Raw genomic sequence first — 16,410 nt, 5'->3', positions numbered from 1 at the left:
ATGAACGGCGCATCGCTTCGTCATCAGCCCCCACAAGCTCCCGGCCGCAAGCCGGTGCCGCGGGGTGCCAGCCGGATGGTGGCTAAAGAACCGATGTCGGCGCGCCTGCCGAAAGCCAACTTTGGCTTTATCAAAGCGCTGTTCTGGCCGGTGCTGCTGGTGGCGTTGGGCTTCGGCACTTACGAAGGCGCACAGCGTCTGTTGCCGTATGCCGACCGGCCGATCACCAAGATCAGCGTGCAGGGCGACTTGAGCTACATCAGCCAGCAAGCGGTACAGCAGCGCATCGGCCCGTACCTGGCGGCGAGCTTCTTCACCATCGACCTGGCCGGTATGCGTTCGGAGTTGGAACAGATGCCATGGATCGCGCATGCCGAAGTCCGCCGCGTATGGCCGGACCAGGTGACGATCCGCCTGGAAGAGCAATTGCCTGTTGCCCGTTGGGGCGATGGCGCGCTGTTGAACAACCAGGGTCAGGCGTTTACCCCGCGTGAACTGGCCAACTACGAGCACCTGCCGCAGTTGTTCGGGCCGCAGCGGGCGCAACAGCAAGTGATGCAGCAGTACCAGGCCTTGAGCCAGATGCTGCGGCCACTGGGCTTCTCCATCGCACGCCTGGAATTGCGTGAGCGGGGCAGCTGGTTTTTGACCACCGGTGCAGGCAGTTCCGGCCCCGGTATCGAGTTGTTGCTGGGACGCGACCGCTTGGTAGAAAAGATGCGCCGCTTTATTGCCATCTATGACAAGACCTTGAAAGAACAGATTACGAACATTGCGAGCGTCGACCTGCGTTACGCCAACGGCCTGGCCGTCGGCTGGCGTGAACCGGCTGCGCCGACGACAGCCAAACCCGCTGTCGCGAAGAATTAAGAAGAGGCAGGACCCATGGCAAACGTGCAAAGCGGCAAAATGATCGTCGGTCTCGATATCGGCACCTCCAAAGTGGTGGCGCTGGTGGGCGAGGTCGGGGAAGACGGCGTTATCGAAATCGTCGGTATTGGCACGCATCCGTCCCGGGGCCTGAAGAAGGGCGTGGTGGTGAACATCGAGTCCACCGTGCAATCGATCCAGCGCGCCATCGAAGAAGCGCAGCTGATGGCCGGTTGCCGGATTCACTCGGCGTTCGTCGGCGTGGCCGGCAACCACATCCGCAGCCTGAACTCCCACGGCATCGTGGCGATTCGCGACCGCGAAGTCAGCGCGGCCGACCTTGAGCGCGTACTCGACGCTGCCCAGGCCGTGGCGATTCCAGCTGACCAGCGTGTGCTGCACACACTGCCGCAGGACTACGTGATCGACAACCAGGAAGGCGTTCGCGAGCCTCTGGGCATGTCGGGCGTACGTCTGGAAGCCAAGGTTCACGTGGTGACCTGCGCCGTCAACGCCGCACAGAACATTGAAAAATGCGTGCGCCGCTGCGGCCTGGAAATCGACGACATCATTCTCGAGCAGCTGGCTTCGGCCTATTCGGTACTGACCGACGACGAAAAAGAACTGGGCGTGTGCCTGGTGGACATCGGCGGCGGCACCACCGACATCGCGATTTTCACCGAGGGTGCGATCCGTCACACCGCCGTGATCCCGATTGCCGGTGACCAAGTCACCAACGACATCGCGATGGCGTTGCGCACGCCGACCCAGTACGCCGAAGAAATCAAGATCCGTTACGCCTGCGCCCTGGCCAAACTGGCCGGTGCCGGTGAAACCATCAAGGTGCCAAGCGTGGGCGACCGTCCTCCGCGCGAGCTGTCGCGCCAGGCCCTGGCCGAAGTGGTCGAGCCTCGTTATGACGAGCTGTTCACCCTGATCCAGGCTGAACTGCGCCGCAGCGGCTACGAAGATTTGATCCCGGCCGGCATCGTGCTGACCGGTGGCACCTCGAAGATGGAAGGCGCGGTCGAACTGGCCGAGGAAATCTTCCACATGCCGGTCCGTCTGGGCGTGCCCCATGGCGTTAAAGGCCTGGGCGACGTGGTGCGCAACCCGATTTATTCCACCGGTGTGGGCTTGCTGTTGTACGGGCTGCAAAAGCAGACCGACGGCATTTCCCTGTCGGGCCCGAGCATCCGTGACAGCTACCGCAGCGACGACGAGGCCAAAGCGCCGTTGTTCGAGCGGCTGCAGGCTTGGGTAAAAGGAAACTTCTGATGAAGTTAGCTTCAAGCGACAAGTTTTAAGCTTCAAGTAACACGCTTCAAGCTTGCAGCTAATAGCTTGCAACTTGGAGCTGATGTAAAGCAGTAGGCGAAAAAACTAGAGAAAACGAAAGGAGAGGGAACATGTTCGAACTCGTAGACAACATCCCCGCAAGCCCGGTTATCAAAGTAATCGGTGTCGGCGGTGGCGGCGGCAACGCTGTCAACCATATGGTCAAGAGCAACATTGAAGGCGTTGAATTCATCTGCGCCAACACTGATGCCCAGGCGCTGAAAAGCATCGGCGCGCGGACCATCCTGCAATTGGGCACAGCCGTGACCAAAGGCCTTGGCGCTGGCGCCAACCCGGAAGTCGGCCGTCAAGCCGCGCTGGAAGACCGCGAGCGTATTGCTGAAGTGCTGCAAGGCACCAACATGGTGTTCATCACCACTGGCATGGGCGGCGGTACCGGTACCGGTGCAGCGCCGATCATTGCCGAAGTTGCCAAGGAAATGGGCATTCTGACGGTTGCTGTCGTGACCCGTCCGTTCCCGTTCGAAGGTCGCAAGCGCATGCAGATTGCCGACGAAGGCATCCGTCTGCTGTCTGAAAGCGTCGACTCGTTGATCACCATTCCCAACGAGAAACTGCTGACCATCCTGGGCAAGGACGCAAGCCTGCTGTCCGCGTTCGCCAAGGCTGACGATGTGCTGGCCGGTGCCGTTCGCGGTATCTCCGACATCATCAAGCGCCCGGGCATGATCAACGTCGACTTCGCCGACGTACGTACCGTCATGAGCGAAATGGGCATGGCGATGATGGGCACTGGCTGCGCCAGCGGTCCGAACCGTGCACGTGAAGCCACTGAAGCGGCCATCCGCAACCCGTTGCTGGAAGACGTGAACCTGCAAGGCGCACGCGGCATCCTGGTGAATATCACCGCCGGTCCTGACCTGTCCCTGGGTGAGTACTCCGACGTGGGTAGCATCATCGAAGCCTTCGCTTCCGAGCACGCGATGGTCAAAGTCGGTACCGTTATCGATCCGGACATGCGTGATGAACTGCATGTAACCGTGGTTGCTACCGGCCTGGGCGCAAAAATCGAGAAGCCTGTAAAGGTCATCGACAATACCGTTCACACCGGCCACAACAGTCACGCCAGCCAAGCGGCTGCCGCTCCAGCGCCTGCGCGCCAGGAACTGCCGTCGGTGAACTACCGTGATCTGGACCGTCCGACCGTGATGCGCAACCAGGCTCAGGCCGGTGCTGCGGCGTCCCGTAGCCTGAATCCGCAGGATGATCTGGATTACCTGGACATCCCGGCATTCTTGCGTCGTCAGGCCGATTAATGGAATGTATCAGGGCTATGAAGGTGATTGGTGTTCAGCAAAGGTCTGGTCTGCTATTATCGCCAGCCTTTGTTGATACCAGTTCGCAATTTGCGCTGAAGCGGTCCAAGCCATGATTAAACAACGCACCCTGAAGAATATTATTCGTGCCACAGGTGTAGGTCTGCACTCCGGGGAGAAGGTATACCTGACCCTCAAGCCTGCACCTGTCGACACCGGCATCGTGTTTGTGCGTGCCGACCTGGACCCTGTGGTGCAGATTCCTGCTCGCGCGGAAAACGTTGGCGAAACCACTATGTCGACCACATTGGTCAACGGTGACGTCAAAGTGGACACGGTGGAGCACTTGCTCTCGGCCATGGCTGGCCTGGGCATCGATAACGCCTACGTCGAGCTCTCCGCGTCCGAAGTCCCCATCATGGATGGCAGCGCTGGTCCCTTCGTATTCTTGATTCAATCTGCCGGCCTGGAAGAACAGGACGCAGCCAAGAAGTTCATACGCATTCTGCGGGAAGTGACAGTAGAAGACGGCGACAAGCGCGCCACCTTCGTCCCGTTCGAAGGCTTTAAAGTGAGCTTTGAGATCGATTTCGATCACCCGGTATTCCGTGACCGCACCCAAAGTGCAAGCGTGGATTTTTCCAGCACTTCGTTCGTAAAAGAAGTCAGCCGCGCCCGTACCTTTGGTTTCATGAGTGACATCGAGTACCTGCGCAAGCACAACCTCGCACTCGGCGGCAGCGTTGAAAACGCCATTGTGGTCGACGCGGATGGTGTACTGAACGAAGACGGCCTTCGCTATGAAGACGAATTCGTGAAGCACAAGATCCTCGATGCAATCGGTGACCTCTACCTGCTGGGCAATAGCCTGATAGGCGAGTTCAAAGGCTTCAAGTCGGGCCACGCCCTGAACAACCAGCTGCTGCGCAAGTTGATTGCACAGACAGATGCTTGGGAAGTCGTGACCTTCGAAGATGCCAGCACCGCACCGATCTCTTACATGCGTCCCGTTGCGGCGGTGTAAGTAACAACTCTCTTCTTTAGTTTTGAAAGGCTGCCTTCGGGTGGCCTTTTTTTATGCCCGCCTTTTCTGAGAGCGCAGCCATTCCATGTGGGAGCTGGCTTGCCTGCGATAGCATCACCACGGTGTCTAAGTAATACCGAGGCGCCTGCCTCGCAGCCTCGCTGAAGCTCGACATCTCCCACATCGATTGGCTGCGCACTCACGAATCTCAAAGCGTTGCAGCATCCACAATCCGATTACGCCCCGTGTGCTTGGCCTCATACAGCGCCTGATCGGCACTCAGCAACAATGCCTCCAATGTAGTGCGGCTGCGTTTATCCCAGGTACTCATGCCGATACTCACGGTAATCGGCCGCTCGGCGCCGGCCACCCGTGGCAAGTGCTCGACACTGCTGCGGATGTGCTCGGCAATCACCCACGCGCCCTTGGCGTCGGTGTGCGGCAGCACCACCGCAAACTCCTCCCCGCCAAATCGTGCCGCCAGATCGGCTGGCCGGCGGATGTTGTCTTCGATGACGTGAGCCACCGCGCGCAAGGCCTCGTCGCCACCGTGATGGCCATGGCGATCGTTGAAGGCCTTGAAGTGGTCAACGTCGATCATCAGCAGTGTCAGCGGCTCGGTCGAGCGTTGCGCACGGTCCCATTCCAGGTGCAGACGCTGGTCCAGGGTGCGGCGGTTGGCCAGGCCGGTCAGTGCGTCGGTGGCTGCCAGTTCTGACAGCACCTGTTCGGCGCGATGGCGGCGGCGCAGTTCTTTGCTCAGCATCCAGGTCAACCACAATAGGCCAATGCACAGCACGCCCGTCGCGAAGCTGATCAGCAGGGCGGCTCGCTTCCATTGGGCGAAAACTTCGTCGCTGGACAGGGCCACCGCCACGATCAGCGGCAAGTTGCCGACGCTGGAGAAGGTATAAAGCCGCTCCTGCCGGTCAACGCTGGAAATGCCTCGAAAGTTGCCCTCACGTTCCTTGAGCATCCGCGTCACGTTGGGACGCTGGCTGAAGTCCTTATTGATCAGGTCCTGAGCCAGCAGGGGGTGCTGTGCCAGCACAATGCCTTCGTGGTTGATCAGGTTGATGGTGCTGTTGCTGCCGATATTCAGGCTGCTGAACAACTGATGGAAGTACGACAGGCGCATGGTGGCCACCGCGACGCCCTGGAAGCGCCCGTCCGGCCCGGATAAGCGGCGGCTGAATGCAATACGCCACTTATCGTCGCACACGCAGCGCGCCATGAACGGGCGGCTGATATACAGCCCGAGGTCCGGATTGTTCCGTTGAGCCTGGAAGTAGTCACGATCAGCAAAATTTTCTTTCTTTGGCGTGAGTAAGGAAGCGTCTGCGATGACCTCGCCATTGGCATCCAGCAGCAGGGTATCGCCCTTGTATGGCGCGGCAGCGGAGCGGTCGAACAGTATGAGGTGGCGAATACTGGCTGAGACGTCTTGCAGGTCACTGCGTTCGGTGGCGGCGATCAGCCCCTTGAGTGCCATGTCGTAGAGCTCGATGTTGCGCAGCACATCGGTGTCGATCAGTTGGGTGATGTTGTTCGCGGTGCGTTGGGCGGTCTGCAGGGTATTGGCGTGTTCGCGAATCAACAGCGCCGCCACCATCCCCACGATCAACAGGGCCGTGAGGACGCTGCCCAGGATCAACAAGCGTTCCGGGCGACGTGTGGGGCGGGAAAGGCGTGGGCTCATCGGGCTTACTTCTGCTTCGAGGATGCCAATAGCGTAGTCCTTGTATGGCTGTGCAGGGTCAGTTCAGCGCGCGGCAGCCTCCACAACCCGGTTGCGCCCACTGTGCTTGGCCTCATACAACGCCTGATCCGCCCGCAGCAGCAAAGCTTCCAGAGGCAAGCGGCTGTGTTTGTCCCAGGTACTCATGCCGATACTCACGGTAATCGGATGCTCGGCGCCGGCTACCCGTGGCAAGTGTTCGACACTGCTGCGGATATCTTCGGCGATCACCCAGGCGCCCTTGGCATCCGTGTCGGGCAGCACCACTGCAAATTCTTCTCCGCCATAGCGTGCGGCCAAGTCGGCCGGGCGACGGATGTTACTGCCGATGACTTGGGCGACCGTGCGCAATGCCTCGTCGCCACCGCGGTGGCCATGGCGGTCGTTGAAGGCCTTGAAGTGGTCAACGTCGATCATCAGCAGCGTCAGCGGTTCGGTCGAGCGTTGCGCACGGTCCCATTCCTGACGCAGGCGCTGGTCCAGGGTGCGGCGGTTGGCAAGCCCGGTCAGGGCATCGGTGGCTGCCAGTTCAGACAGTTCCTGTTCGGCACGATAGCGGCGGCGCAGTTCGTGGCGCAGCATCCAGGTCAGCCATAGCAGGCCAATACACAGCACGCCGGTGGCGCCACTGGTCAGCAGTGCGGCGCGCTTCCAGGGCGCGAACACGTCCTCGCTGGCCAGCGCCACTACTACAATCAGTGGCAACTCGCCGACATTGGTGAACGTGTACAAACGCTCAGTACCGCTGAGGGTCGAGATCGCCCGGAAGCTGCCTTCGCCTTCGCGCAATATACGTTTGAAATTGGGCCGATCGCTCAGGTCCTTATCAATCATGTCGCGCTCCAGCAACGGCTGCTGGGCCAGGAGAATGCCCTGATTGTTCAGCAGGTTGACGGAGCTGCCATTGCCGATGGTCAGGCGGTTGAACAATTGATCGAAATACGCCAGGCGCATCGTCGCCACGGCCACGCCAGCAAATTCGCCGTCCGGGCCCGTTACCCTGCGACTGAACGCGATGCGCCATACCTGATCGCAGGCGCAGCGGATCTTGAACGGGCGGCTGATAAACAGCCCCGCCTGCGCGTTTTGTTTATGGGTCTGGAAATAATCACGGTTGGCGAAATTGCGCGGCGTCGGCCAGAGGGTCGAGGAGTCGGCGATCACGTTTCCATCGGCATCCAGCAACAGCACTTCACCTTTGAAGGGCGCCGCGGTGGATTGATCAAACTGCACCATGTGGCGGATGTCCGGGGACGCCTGCGACAGGTCCTTGAGCTCGGTGGCCGAGATCAGGCCCTGCAGCGCCAAGTCATAGAGTTCGACGTTACGCAGCACATCGGCGTTGATCAGTTGGGTAATGTTGGTGGTGGCGCGCTTGGCCGCCTGCACGGTGCTGGCGTGTTCGCGGGTCAGCAACGCGGCGACGATAACCACAATCAGAGTGACGGTGAGACTACTGCCCAGAATCAGCAAAAGCTCTGGGCGTGCAGGCATTGTAGGAGTGCGGGGTGGACTCATCGCGCAGGCTTCAGCAGGGAAGATGCTGGCAGTTTAGTTCTACGCGATGAAAATTAAATCATGGGTGAAAAAGAAAGATCAGTGCCTTAGAACACGTTGATCGGGTAGTCCACGATCACCCGGTATTCATCCACATCCCGGTCCACTGCCGAGTAGCCGTTGCCGCCGCGGTTGGTCGCCCACTGCAGCCGCACGGCCAAATCCTTGGCTTTGCCGCCTTGCACCACGTACTTCAGGTCGATATCCCGTTCCCAGTGTTTCGCGTCCTTGCCATCGGCGCTGTACCAGGCGCTGTAGCCACGGCTGTTCGGGTCGACTTTGGTCAGGTCGGTCTTGCCGCTGATATAGGACACGGCGGACGTCAGCCCGGGCATGCCGAGGCCGGCGAAGTCATAGGCATACTTGAGTTTCCACGAGCGCTCGTTGGGGCCGTTGAAGTCCGAGTATTGCTGGGAGTTGTCCAGGTAAATGCTGTCGCCCTGGCTGATGTAGTCGAACGGCGTGTTGCCGTTGACCCGCTGGTAGGCAGCGGTGACGCTGTGGTTACCCACGCCGACGGTGAAATGCAGGCTGTAGGTGTTGTTGTCGATAGTACCCAGCAGCGACTGGCCGGTGTCCTCGGTGTGGTAGTAGTGCAGGCCGGGGTTGAGGCTGACCAGATCATTCAGCGCGTAGGTGTAGTCCAGGTCGTAGTAATACTGATGCCATACATCCTTGAGTTCGGAGGCATACAGGTTGCTGGTCAGGCCGGGAACACCGCTGAACGACACGCCGGCCCAGTTCAGGTGCTGGCTGTCGGCGTGGTCCGGCAGCGTGCCGTAGCTGGTGCCGATGCGACGGTGGCCGCTCTGGTTGTAGAGCTTGGTGAAACTGGCCTGGCCGCCTTCGAGCATCCAGCCGTCGAAGCTGTGGTTGGTCAGGCTTACGCCACGGAAGTCCTGCGGCAACATGCGGGTCATGCCGCCGGCGATGACCGGGTTGTTGAGGAACAGGTCACCGGCCTTCAGTTCGGTGTCGAAGGCACGCATTTTCAAGGTGCCGCCAGCGGTGGAGAACGAGCCTGGGGCTTTGCCGTTGCCGGAGCCTACGGGCAGGATGCTGGAGCCATCGGTGCCGCCACCGCCGTCAAGCTTGAGGCCGAGCATGGCGTTGAGGTCGAGGCCAAAGCCGACGGTGCCCTCGGTGAAGCCGGACTCGAAGGTGCCGATAAAGCCCTGGCCCCATTCCTTGCTGTCATCGGTGTGAATGTCGCGACGGTCGCGGTTCATGTAGTAGTTGCGGGTGTTGATTTTGAAGCTTGAACCTTCGACAAAGCCGTCAGCTTTAGGCGTGTCTGCCGCGTGGGCAAGGGGGATGATCGTTGCTGCAATCGCGAGGAATAACGGGGTGAACGTCAGCGAGTTCTTCACCGGTGGAGCTCCTTTGGTCAATCGAAAACGGCCAATGTCGTGGGGGTATGCCTGGCCTTTTTTAACGGCAAAAAAAAGCCGCTGAAGTCAGCGGCTTTAAACAGATTCCCAGTGTAGAGCCCTGGAAATAAGTCGAGGGAAATTCGGGTGAGCGGGGAAGCTGTCTTTGCCGTCGCGCTCATCGGTGCGTCAAAGTAACGCAGGCGAGCGGTGCGATACAGAGTGTAACAAGATAATGACTGTTGCCCAAACCGCAACAGTCAGGACGTCGGGAGGTCAAGGTGGGATTGGCGTGTGTGGGAGCTGGCTTGCCTGCGATAGCATCGCCGCGGTGCGAAAAGGTGTACCGAGGTGCCTGCATCGCCGGCAAGCCAGCTCCCACATTGGACTGAGGTGTTCTAAAGATCTAAACCGGCAACGTAATGCCAAACGTATTGCCGCCACCGTCACTGCGCACAAACACATCCCCGCCATGCATCAACGCAATTGCCTTGACGATGGCCAGCCCCAACCCGTGATTGGCCCCGCTGTTGCTGCGCGACGCGTCCACCCGATAGAAGCGTTCGAACAGCCGTGGCAAATGCTCGCTGGCAATTTCATCGCCAGGGTTGGTCACCCCGATGGCCACCTGATGCGCCTGCACTTCGATGTTCACTTCGATGATCTGTCCTGGCGCGGTGTGCTGTACCGCATTACTCAGCAGGTTGATCAGTGCGCGGCGCAGGTGGGCTTTTTCGATCTGCACCACGGCATCGCCGCGCACCCGAACCTTGACTTGGGCGTCTTCGAGGATGAAGTCCAGGTAGTCGAGGGTGGTGGCAACTTCATCGGCCAGGGAGCTTTCAATCAGCTTGGTGGCCTTGCTGCCCTGGTCGGCGCTGGCGAGGAACAGCATGTCATTGATGATCGAGCGCAGGCGTTCCAGCTCTTCGAGGTTCGATTGCAACACCTCGAAGTAATGCTCGGCGGAACGGCCGCGCGTCAGCGCTACTTGGGTCTGGCCGATCAGGTTGGTCAGCGGCGAGCGCAGTTCGTGGGCCACGTCGGCGTTGAATGACTCCAGGCGCGAGTAGGCCTGTTCAACCCGATCCAGCGTTGAGTTGAACGAGTTGACGAACTGGCTCAGCTCCGGAGGCAACGGCGACAAGTGCAGACGCCCGGAGAGTTTGGGCGGTGCGAGTTTTTGCGCTTCATCCGAGAGTTTGCCCAGCGGCTTGAGGCCGATACGCGAGACCCAGAACCCCAGCAGCGCCGCCAGGACCACGCCGACGAACGCCAGGCCGATCAAGGCCATCAACAGGTGGTGCTGGGTGGCGCGGAAGTTTTCGGTGTCGATGGCGATCATAAAGCGCAGCGGCGGGCGTTGTTCTTTGGCCGGGAATTGGCTCAGCAACACCTTGAACGGGTATTTATGCCCAGGCAGGCGCAAGTCGCGTTTGCCGGTCGGCCCTTGGGCGAAGGCGCGGATCTGCGCGTCGGGGTTGCCGTACTCGTAGTTCGGGTCGCTGCTCACCACCCAGAAGCGGATGCGCTTGTCTTCCTCGCCGAGCAATTTCAGTTTGGCGGTGATTTTCGCCCAGTGGTCCGGCGTGCCGAAGCGGTTCACCGACGATTCCAGCACGCTGTAGCGCGCCTCCAGCTCGGCCTCCGGCAACAACCCCAGGCCCCGATCCACTTGCTGGTACAGCGCGCCGCCGATCAACACGAAGATCAGCAGCGCCACCAGGGTGAACATGCCGCTCAGGCGCAGGGCGATGGAGTTAGCCGACACTGCGGTTCTCCAGCACGTAGCCCATGCCGCGAATGGTGTGCAGCAGCTTCTGCTCGAACGGCCCGTCGAGCTTGGCGCGCAGGCGCTTGATTGCCACTTCGACCACATTGGCGTCGCTGTCGAAATTGATGTCCCAGACCATCTCCGCAATGGCGGTCTTGGACAGGATCTCACCCTGGCGCCGCGCCAAGACGCTGAGCAGTGAGAACTCCTTGGCGGTCAGGTCCAGGCGCAGGCCGTTGCGACTGGCCTTGCGGCTGATCAAATCGATCCACAGGTCGGCGACGGTGACCTGCACCGGCTCATGGCCGCCGCTGCGACGGGTCAGGGCTTGCAGGCGCGCCACCAGCTCCAGGAACGAAAACGGTTTGCCCAAATAGTCGTCGGCACCTTCACGCAGGCCACGAATGCGGTCTTCCACGCGCTCGCGGGCGGTGAGCATGATCACCGGCGTTTGCTTGCGCGCACGCAGTGCTCGCAATACGCCGAAGCCATCGAGGCCGGGCAGCATCACGTCGAGCACGATCACCGCGTAATCGTTCTCCAGCGCCAGGTGCAAACCCTCGACGCCTTCGCGCGCCACATCGACGGTGTAGCCTTGCTCCGTCAGGCCGCGGTGCAGGTAGTCCGCGGTTTTTTCTTCATCTTCAATAATCAGGACGCGCATGAGCCTTTTGCTCCAGGACGGGGCCTGAGCCTCAGTGTGTGGTCGCCAGCTCAGGGGCTGGTTTGGGCCGGTGGAAAAACCGTTCAAGGTACAAGTATATGACCGGTGTGGTGAACAGGGTCAGCGCCTGGCTCACCAGCAAGCCGCCAACCACTGCGATACCCAGTGGCTGACGCAGTTCCGCACCAGGCCCGGAACCCAGCATCAACGGCACCGCGCCGAGCAAGGCGGCGAGGGTGGTCATGATGATCGGTCGGAACCGGGTGACGCACGCTTCGTAAATCGCCTCCTCAGGCGCCAGCCCGCGTACGCGTTGCGCTTCCAGGGCAAAGTCGATCATCAGGATGCCGTTTTTCTTCACAATCCCGATCAGCAACACCAGGCCGATCAAGGCCATGATCGAAAAGTCCTGGCCCAGCAGCCACAGCATGATCAGTGCACCCAGGCCCGCCGAGGGCAAGGTGGAGATGATCGTCAACGGGTGCACGAAGCTCTCATACAGCACACCCAGAATAATGTAGACCGCCACCAGCGCGGCGAGGATCAGCCACGGCTGGCTGGCCAGCGAACTCTGGAACGCCTGGGCCGCACCCTGGAACGTGCCGATCATGGTGGCCGGCATGCCGATTTCATTCTTGGCCTGGTTGAGCATGATCACCGCATCACCCAACGCCACGCCGGGGGCGAGGTTGAAGGACAGGTTGGCGGCGGGGAACATGCCGTCATGGCTGATGGACAACGGCCCCACGGTCGGCGGGTCGACCTTGGCCAGCGCCGACAGCGGCACCATCTCGTTGGTCAGGGGTGAACGCAGGTAGAAGTAGTTCAGGCTTTCGGCCTTGCCGCGTTGCTGGCTGTCCAGTTCGAGCACCACTTGATACTGGTTGATCTCGGTCTGGAACTCGTTGATCTGACGCTGGCCGAACGCGTCATAGAGCGCCTGGTCGACATCGGTAGCGGTCAGGCCAAAGCGCGCAGCGGCCTGGCGGTCGATGCTGATGTGGGTAATGCTGCCGCCCAGTTGCAGGTCGTTGGACAGGTCGCGGAAGGCCGGGTTGGCGCGCAGTTTTTCGGTCAGGCGTTGGGTCCAGGTGTTCAGCGTCGGGCCGTCGTTGCTCTTGAGCACATACTGATACTGGGCGCGGCTGGGGCCGGAGCTGAGGTTGATGTCCTGGCCGGCGCGAAGGTAAAGCACGATACCCGGCACCTTCGCCAGTTTTGGGCGGATGCGGTCGATGAACTGGCTGGCGGACACATCGCGATCACCGCGGTCTTTCAAGGCGATCCAGAAGCGGCCGTTGGCGATGGTCTGGTTGCTGCCGGTGACGCCCACCGAGTGGGAGAAGGCTTCCACCGCCGGGTCGGCCTTGATGATTTCGGCCAGGGCCTTGTGCTTGGCGACCATGTCCGGGTACGACACGTCGGCCGCCGCTTCGCTGGTGCCGAGTACAAAGCCGGTGTCCTGTACCGGGAAGAAACCCTTGGGGATAAACACGTAGCCGACCACGGCCAAGGCCAGGGTCACCATGAAAATGGCCGCCATCGTGCGTTGATGGGCCAATGCACGGCGCAGGTTACGCGCGTAGCCGGCGAGCAGACGTTCGCTGAAGCCGGGTTTGTCGTGGGCGTGATGCGTCGGCGCGCGCATGAACAACGCGGCCAGGGTAGGCGCCAGTGTCAGCGAGACCACCACCGAAATCAGGATGGTCGACGTGGCCGTCAGCGCAAACTCCTTGAACAGCCGCCCGACCACGCCGCCCATGAACAGCAGCGGAATAAACGCCGCCACCAGCGAGAAGCTGATGGACACCACGGTAAAGCCAATCTCGCCGGAACCCTTGATCGCGGCTTCGCGCTTGTCGAGCCCTGCTTCCAGGTGGCGGTGAATGTTCTCCACCACCACGATGGCATCGTCGACCACAAAGCCCACGGCGATCACGATCGCCACCAGCGTCAGGTTGTTCAGGCTGAAGCCCATCAGGTACATCAAGGCGAAACTGGCGATCAGCGACACACCCAGCACGCTGGACACAATCATCGTCGCGGATAACTGGCGCAGGAACAGTGCCATCACGGCCACCACCAGCAAGATGGCGATCAGCAAGGTGACCTCCACTTCATGCAGGGAAGCGCGGATGGTCTTGGTGCGGTCGGTCAACACGCTGACCTGCACCGACGCCGGCAACATGCCCTCCAGGCGCGGCAGCTCGGCTTGAATGCGGTCCACGGTCTCGACAATGTTGGCGCCGGGCTGGCGCGAAATGACCAGGTTGACCCCCGGTGTATCGCCGGACCAGGCCTGAACGTAGGCGTTTTCCGAACCATTGATGACTTTTGCGACATCACGCAGTTGAACCGGCGCGCCATTTTTGTAGGAAACGATTAACTGGCCGTATTCCTCCGGCTGAAACAATTGGTCGTTGGTCGACAGGGTCGACACACTGTTCTCGCCGTAAATCGCGCCTTTGGCCAGGTTCAAACTGGACTGTTGAATAGCCAGGCGCACGTCGGCGAGGGTCAGGCCGATCGCCGCAAGTTTATCCGGCGAGGCTTGTACACGAATCGCCGGGCGCTGCTGGCCGGTGATGTTGATCTGGCCGACGCCGTCGATCTGGCTGATCTGACGGGCCAACAGGGTTTCTACATAGTCGCTCAGTTCGGTGCTGGGCATGTTGTCGGAGCTGACGCTGAGGATCAGCACCGGGCTGTCCGCCGGGTTGACCTTCTTCCAGGTCGGCAGGCTCGGCATATCGCTGGGCAGTTTGCCGGACGCGGTGTTGATCGCCGCCTGCACTTCCTGGGCAGCGGTGTCGATGCTCTTGTTCAGGGTGAATTGCAGGGTCAGGAGGCTTGAGCCCAAGGCACTGCTGGAGGTCATTTGGGTCATGCCGGGGATGGCGCTGAATTGCACCTCCAGCGGCGTAGCAACCGACGACGCCATGGTGTCCGGGCTGGCGCCGGGCAGGGTTGCGGTCACCTGGATGGTCGGAAATTCCGCTTCCGGCAGTGGGGCGATGGCCAGTCGCGGGAAGGCAATCAGCCCCAGCAGCACCAAAGCAAAGGTCAGCAGCAGGGTGGCAACCGGGTGGTCAACGCACCAGGCGGACGGCGAACGGCTGCCACTCATGGCTGCACCTTGGCGTCGACGGTACGGATGACTTGAGGCGGTTCTTTGAGCACTTCCACCTGGGCGCCGGCCTTAAGGCGCGACTGGCCGTCGCTGACCAGCACATCGCCGGCCTGCACGCCCTTGATGATGTTCACATCGCTGTTCTGATAGGTGATCTGCACCGGCACAACCTCCACCTTGTCACCGTTGATGCGGTACACGAAATGCGAGTCCAGGCCGCGTTGCACCACGGTCGGCGGTACCACCAGGGCTTTTTTGTCGAGGGCGATCTGGATCTTGATGGTCACCAGTTGCCCCGGCCACAGGCGCTGCGAGGCGTTCTGGAATTCAGCCTTGGCGCGCAAGGTGCCGGTGGTGGAACTGATCTGGTTGTCGATCAGGCTCAAGTGGCCTTCGCCGAGCAGGTCGCCGGTCTGGCCGTCGGTGTCGGCCCCCATGTAGGCGTCGACGCTGGCTTGGGTCGGCGCCGAGATCAAGCCTTGCAGGGTTGGTAGCATTTGTTGCGGTAAGGAAAATTCGACGGCAATCGGGTCGATTTGCGTCACGGAGAACAGGCCCTGGGTGTCACTCATGCGCAGGAAGTTGCCCTCATCTACCGTGCGAATACCGACGCGGCCAGTGACCGGCGAGCGAATCTGGGTGTAGGAAAGTTGTACTTGGGCCGAATCAATCGCGGCCTGATTACCTTGCGCCGTGGCCTTGAGCTGGTTGACCAAGGCTTGTTGCTGGTCATAGGTCTGCTTCGAGACGCCGTCGTCGATGCTCAGTTCTTTGTAGCGTTTGAGGTTGACCAACGCCACTTGCAGCTGCGCCTGGCTTTCCCCCAGTTGCGCCTTGGCCTGGTCGAGGCTGGCGCGGATCGAGCGGTCATCGATGGTCGCCAGCAAGTCACCGGCCTTGACCAACTGGCCCTCTTTGACCAGCAGCTTGGTGAGGATGCCGTCGATTTGCGGGCGGATCACCACGCTGTGCAACGACAGCACCGAGCCGATCCCGCTGACAAACCGGGGAATGTCCTGTTGCGTGACACTCACCACCCGCACCGGAATAGCGGTCGACGCCGCCAGTTTGCTCTTGGCCGGTCGGTTGAATGCCCAAGCTGTAATTGCCACGACCACGAGGGCACCCACGATCAGGGCGGTTTTTCGTTGAATGTGCATGGGGTGGGGCGCCGAGGCAAAGGGGTGGGAGAGTGAAGGTCATTTATAGCCTGCCGACCCGGTCAGCACGGTGACTGCTAACTGACAGGGCTGTCAGTAAACTCCGACCATTCGTACCAGCGGTGGTTAAAGATCCCAGGCGCGCAGGTATACTGCGCGCCAGCGTGGCCCGCAAGTTGGCCCTGCCTCATTTTTTTGCACGCCCCGGAGCTTTCATGACTTCCCCGACACAACCCCCTGTTGAAGCGGCCGACCTCGTCGATCCGGCCAGCGCTGAAAGCGTTGAGAAAGCCGAGATCCCGGCGTTCAAGTTTCCGTTCAAGCCGGGTGAACTGGCCGGGGCCAAGAATGCCGCCCAGCCTTGGTATAAAAATGGCGCCAAAAACGGCCACACCAAGTCGCCAGGCATGGCCCCGCCGGGCACTCGTCGCTCCATGGGTAAACGCTAAGAATAAGTCAGCGAACGCTATAGCGGCGTTTGCCTACAGGTTCTGCTTATATTTCTGAT

Annotated in this window: 12 protein-coding genes; 5 read left to right on the top strand and 7 right to left on the bottom strand. The window is 60.7% G+C overall.

Going from position 1 to position 16,410, the window contains the following annotated elements:
* The 4 genes from ACDZ94_RS23860 to lpxC all read left to right on the top strand — a co-directional run bounded on the left by ACDZ94_RS23860 (position 1) and on the right by lpxC (position 4,509).
* Positions 1-870, top strand: coding sequence for a cell division protein FtsQ/DivIB (locus tag ACDZ94_RS23860; RefSeq protein WP_064450766.1), 870 nt, complete (start codon positions 1-3; stop codon positions 868-870).
* A 15-nt stretch (positions 871-885) separates the two neighbouring features.
* Positions 886-2,148, top strand: a complete 1,263-nt coding sequence (ftsA, locus tag ACDZ94_RS23855) for a cell division protein FtsA (RefSeq protein WP_017738691.1) — start codon at positions 886-888, stop codon at positions 2,146-2,148.
* Between the two features lie 131 nt (positions 2,149-2,279).
* Positions 2,280-3,485 carry a cell division protein FtsZ gene (gene ftsZ / locus ACDZ94_RS23850; RefSeq protein WP_053254475.1) on the top strand — a complete coding sequence of 402 codons (1,206 nt, stop codon included), beginning with the start codon at positions 2,280-2,282 and terminating at the stop codon, positions 3,483-3,485.
* Positions 3,486-3,597: 112 nt separating this feature from the next.
* Positions 3,598-4,509, top strand: coding sequence for a UDP-3-O-acyl-N-acetylglucosamine deacetylase (gene lpxC / locus ACDZ94_RS23845; protein WP_003216227.1), 912 nt, complete (start codon positions 3,598-3,600; stop codon positions 4,507-4,509).
* Positions 4,510-4,717: 208 nt separating this feature from the next.
* Here the strand turns inward: lpxC and ACDZ94_RS23840 are convergent, their stop codons facing one another.
* The 7 genes from ACDZ94_RS23840 to ACDZ94_RS23810 form a co-directional block, all read right to left on the bottom strand.
* On the bottom strand, positions 4,718-6,208 hold the full coding sequence (locus ACDZ94_RS23840; RefSeq protein ID WP_064450767.1) for a sensor domain-containing diguanylate cyclase: 1,491 nt from the start codon (positions 6,206-6,208) through the stop codon (positions 4,718-4,720).
* 63 nt (positions 6,209-6,271) lie between these two features.
* Complete coding sequence (locus ACDZ94_RS23835; protein WP_432751534.1) at positions 6,272-7,765, bottom strand: sensor domain-containing diguanylate cyclase; 1,494 nt, start codon at positions 7,763-7,765, stop codon at positions 6,272-6,274.
* An 86-nt stretch (positions 7,766-7,851) separates the two neighbouring features.
* The gene (locus ACDZ94_RS23830) at positions 7,852-9,174 is read right to left on the bottom strand and encodes an OprD family porin (RefSeq protein WP_128590817.1); all 1,323 of its coding nucleotides are present in this window, start codon (positions 9,172-9,174) and stop codon (positions 7,852-7,854) included.
* Between the two features lie 406 nt (positions 9,175-9,580).
* The gene (locus tag ACDZ94_RS23825; RefSeq protein ID WP_064450770.1) at positions 9,581-10,945 is read right to left on the bottom strand and encodes a heavy metal sensor histidine kinase; all 1,365 of its coding nucleotides are present in this window, start codon (positions 10,943-10,945) and stop codon (positions 9,581-9,583) included.
* Positions 10,935-11,612, bottom strand: coding sequence for a heavy metal response regulator transcription factor (locus tag ACDZ94_RS23820; protein ID WP_064450771.1), 678 nt, complete (start codon positions 11,610-11,612; stop codon positions 10,935-10,937). The genes ACDZ94_RS23825 and ACDZ94_RS23820 overlap by 11 nt, the downstream gene beginning before the upstream one ends.
* A 31-nt stretch (positions 11,613-11,643) precedes the next feature.
* Entirely contained in the window at positions 11,644-14,739 is a 3,096-nt protein-coding gene (locus ACDZ94_RS23815) for a multidrug efflux RND transporter permease subunit (protein WP_064450772.1), read from the bottom strand.
* On the bottom strand, positions 14,736-15,902 hold the full coding sequence (locus ACDZ94_RS23810) for an efflux RND transporter periplasmic adaptor subunit (protein WP_432751616.1): 1,167 nt from the start codon (positions 15,900-15,902) through the stop codon (positions 14,736-14,738). Before ACDZ94_RS23810 ends, ACDZ94_RS23815 begins: the two co-directional genes overlap by 4 nt.
* 215 nt (positions 15,903-16,117) lie before the next feature.
* Between ACDZ94_RS23810 and ACDZ94_RS23805 the strand changes: the two genes are divergently transcribed.
* On the top strand, positions 16,118-16,351 hold the full coding sequence (locus ACDZ94_RS23805; protein ID WP_053254483.1) for a hypothetical protein: 234 nt from the start codon (positions 16,118-16,120) through the stop codon (positions 16,349-16,351).
* Positions 16,352-16,410: the final 59 nt, after the last annotated feature.

This window comes from Pseudomonas sp. UBT (assembly GCF_050915955.1).
Lineage (GTDB): Bacteria > Pseudomonadota > Gammaproteobacteria > Pseudomonadales > Pseudomonadaceae > Aquipseudomonas > Aquipseudomonas antarctica_A.
This window is presented reverse-complemented; position numbering and strand designations above follow the sequence as displayed.

Coding starts and splice junctions, on each gene's coding strand:
- ACDZ94_RS23860 (WP_064450766.1), top strand. CDS start 1: ATGAACGGCGCATCGCTTCGTCATCAGCCCCCACAAGCTCCCGGCCGC.
- ftsA (WP_017738691.1), top strand. CDS start 886: ATGGCAAACGTGCAAAGCGGCAAAATGATCGTCGGTCTCGATATCGGC.
- ftsZ (WP_053254475.1), top strand. CDS start 2,280: ATGTTCGAACTCGTAGACAACATCCCCGCAAGCCCGGTTATCAAAGTA.
- lpxC (WP_003216227.1), top strand. CDS start 3,598: ATGATTAAACAACGCACCCTGAAGAATATTATTCGTGCCACAGGTGTA.
- ACDZ94_RS23840 (WP_064450767.1), bottom strand. CDS start 6,208: ATGAGCCCACGCCTTTCCCGCCCCACACGTCGCCCGGAACGCTTGTTG.
- ACDZ94_RS23835 (WP_432751534.1), bottom strand. CDS start 7,765: ATGAGTCCACCCCGCACTCCTACAATGCCTGCACGCCCAGAGCTTTTG.
- ACDZ94_RS23820 (WP_064450771.1), bottom strand. CDS start 11,612: ATGCGCGTCCTGATTATTGAAGATGAAGAAAAAACCGCGGACTACCTG.
- ACDZ94_RS23815 (WP_064450772.1), bottom strand. CDS start 14,739: ATGAGTGGCAGCCGTTCGCCGTCCGCCTGGTGCGTTGACCACCCGGTT.
- ACDZ94_RS23810 (WP_432751616.1), bottom strand. CDS start 15,902: ATGCACATTCAACGAAAAACCGCCCTGATCGTGGGTGCCCTCGTGGTC.
- ACDZ94_RS23805 (WP_053254483.1), top strand. CDS start 16,118: ATGACTTCCCCGACACAACCCCCTGTTGAAGCGGCCGACCTCGTCGAT.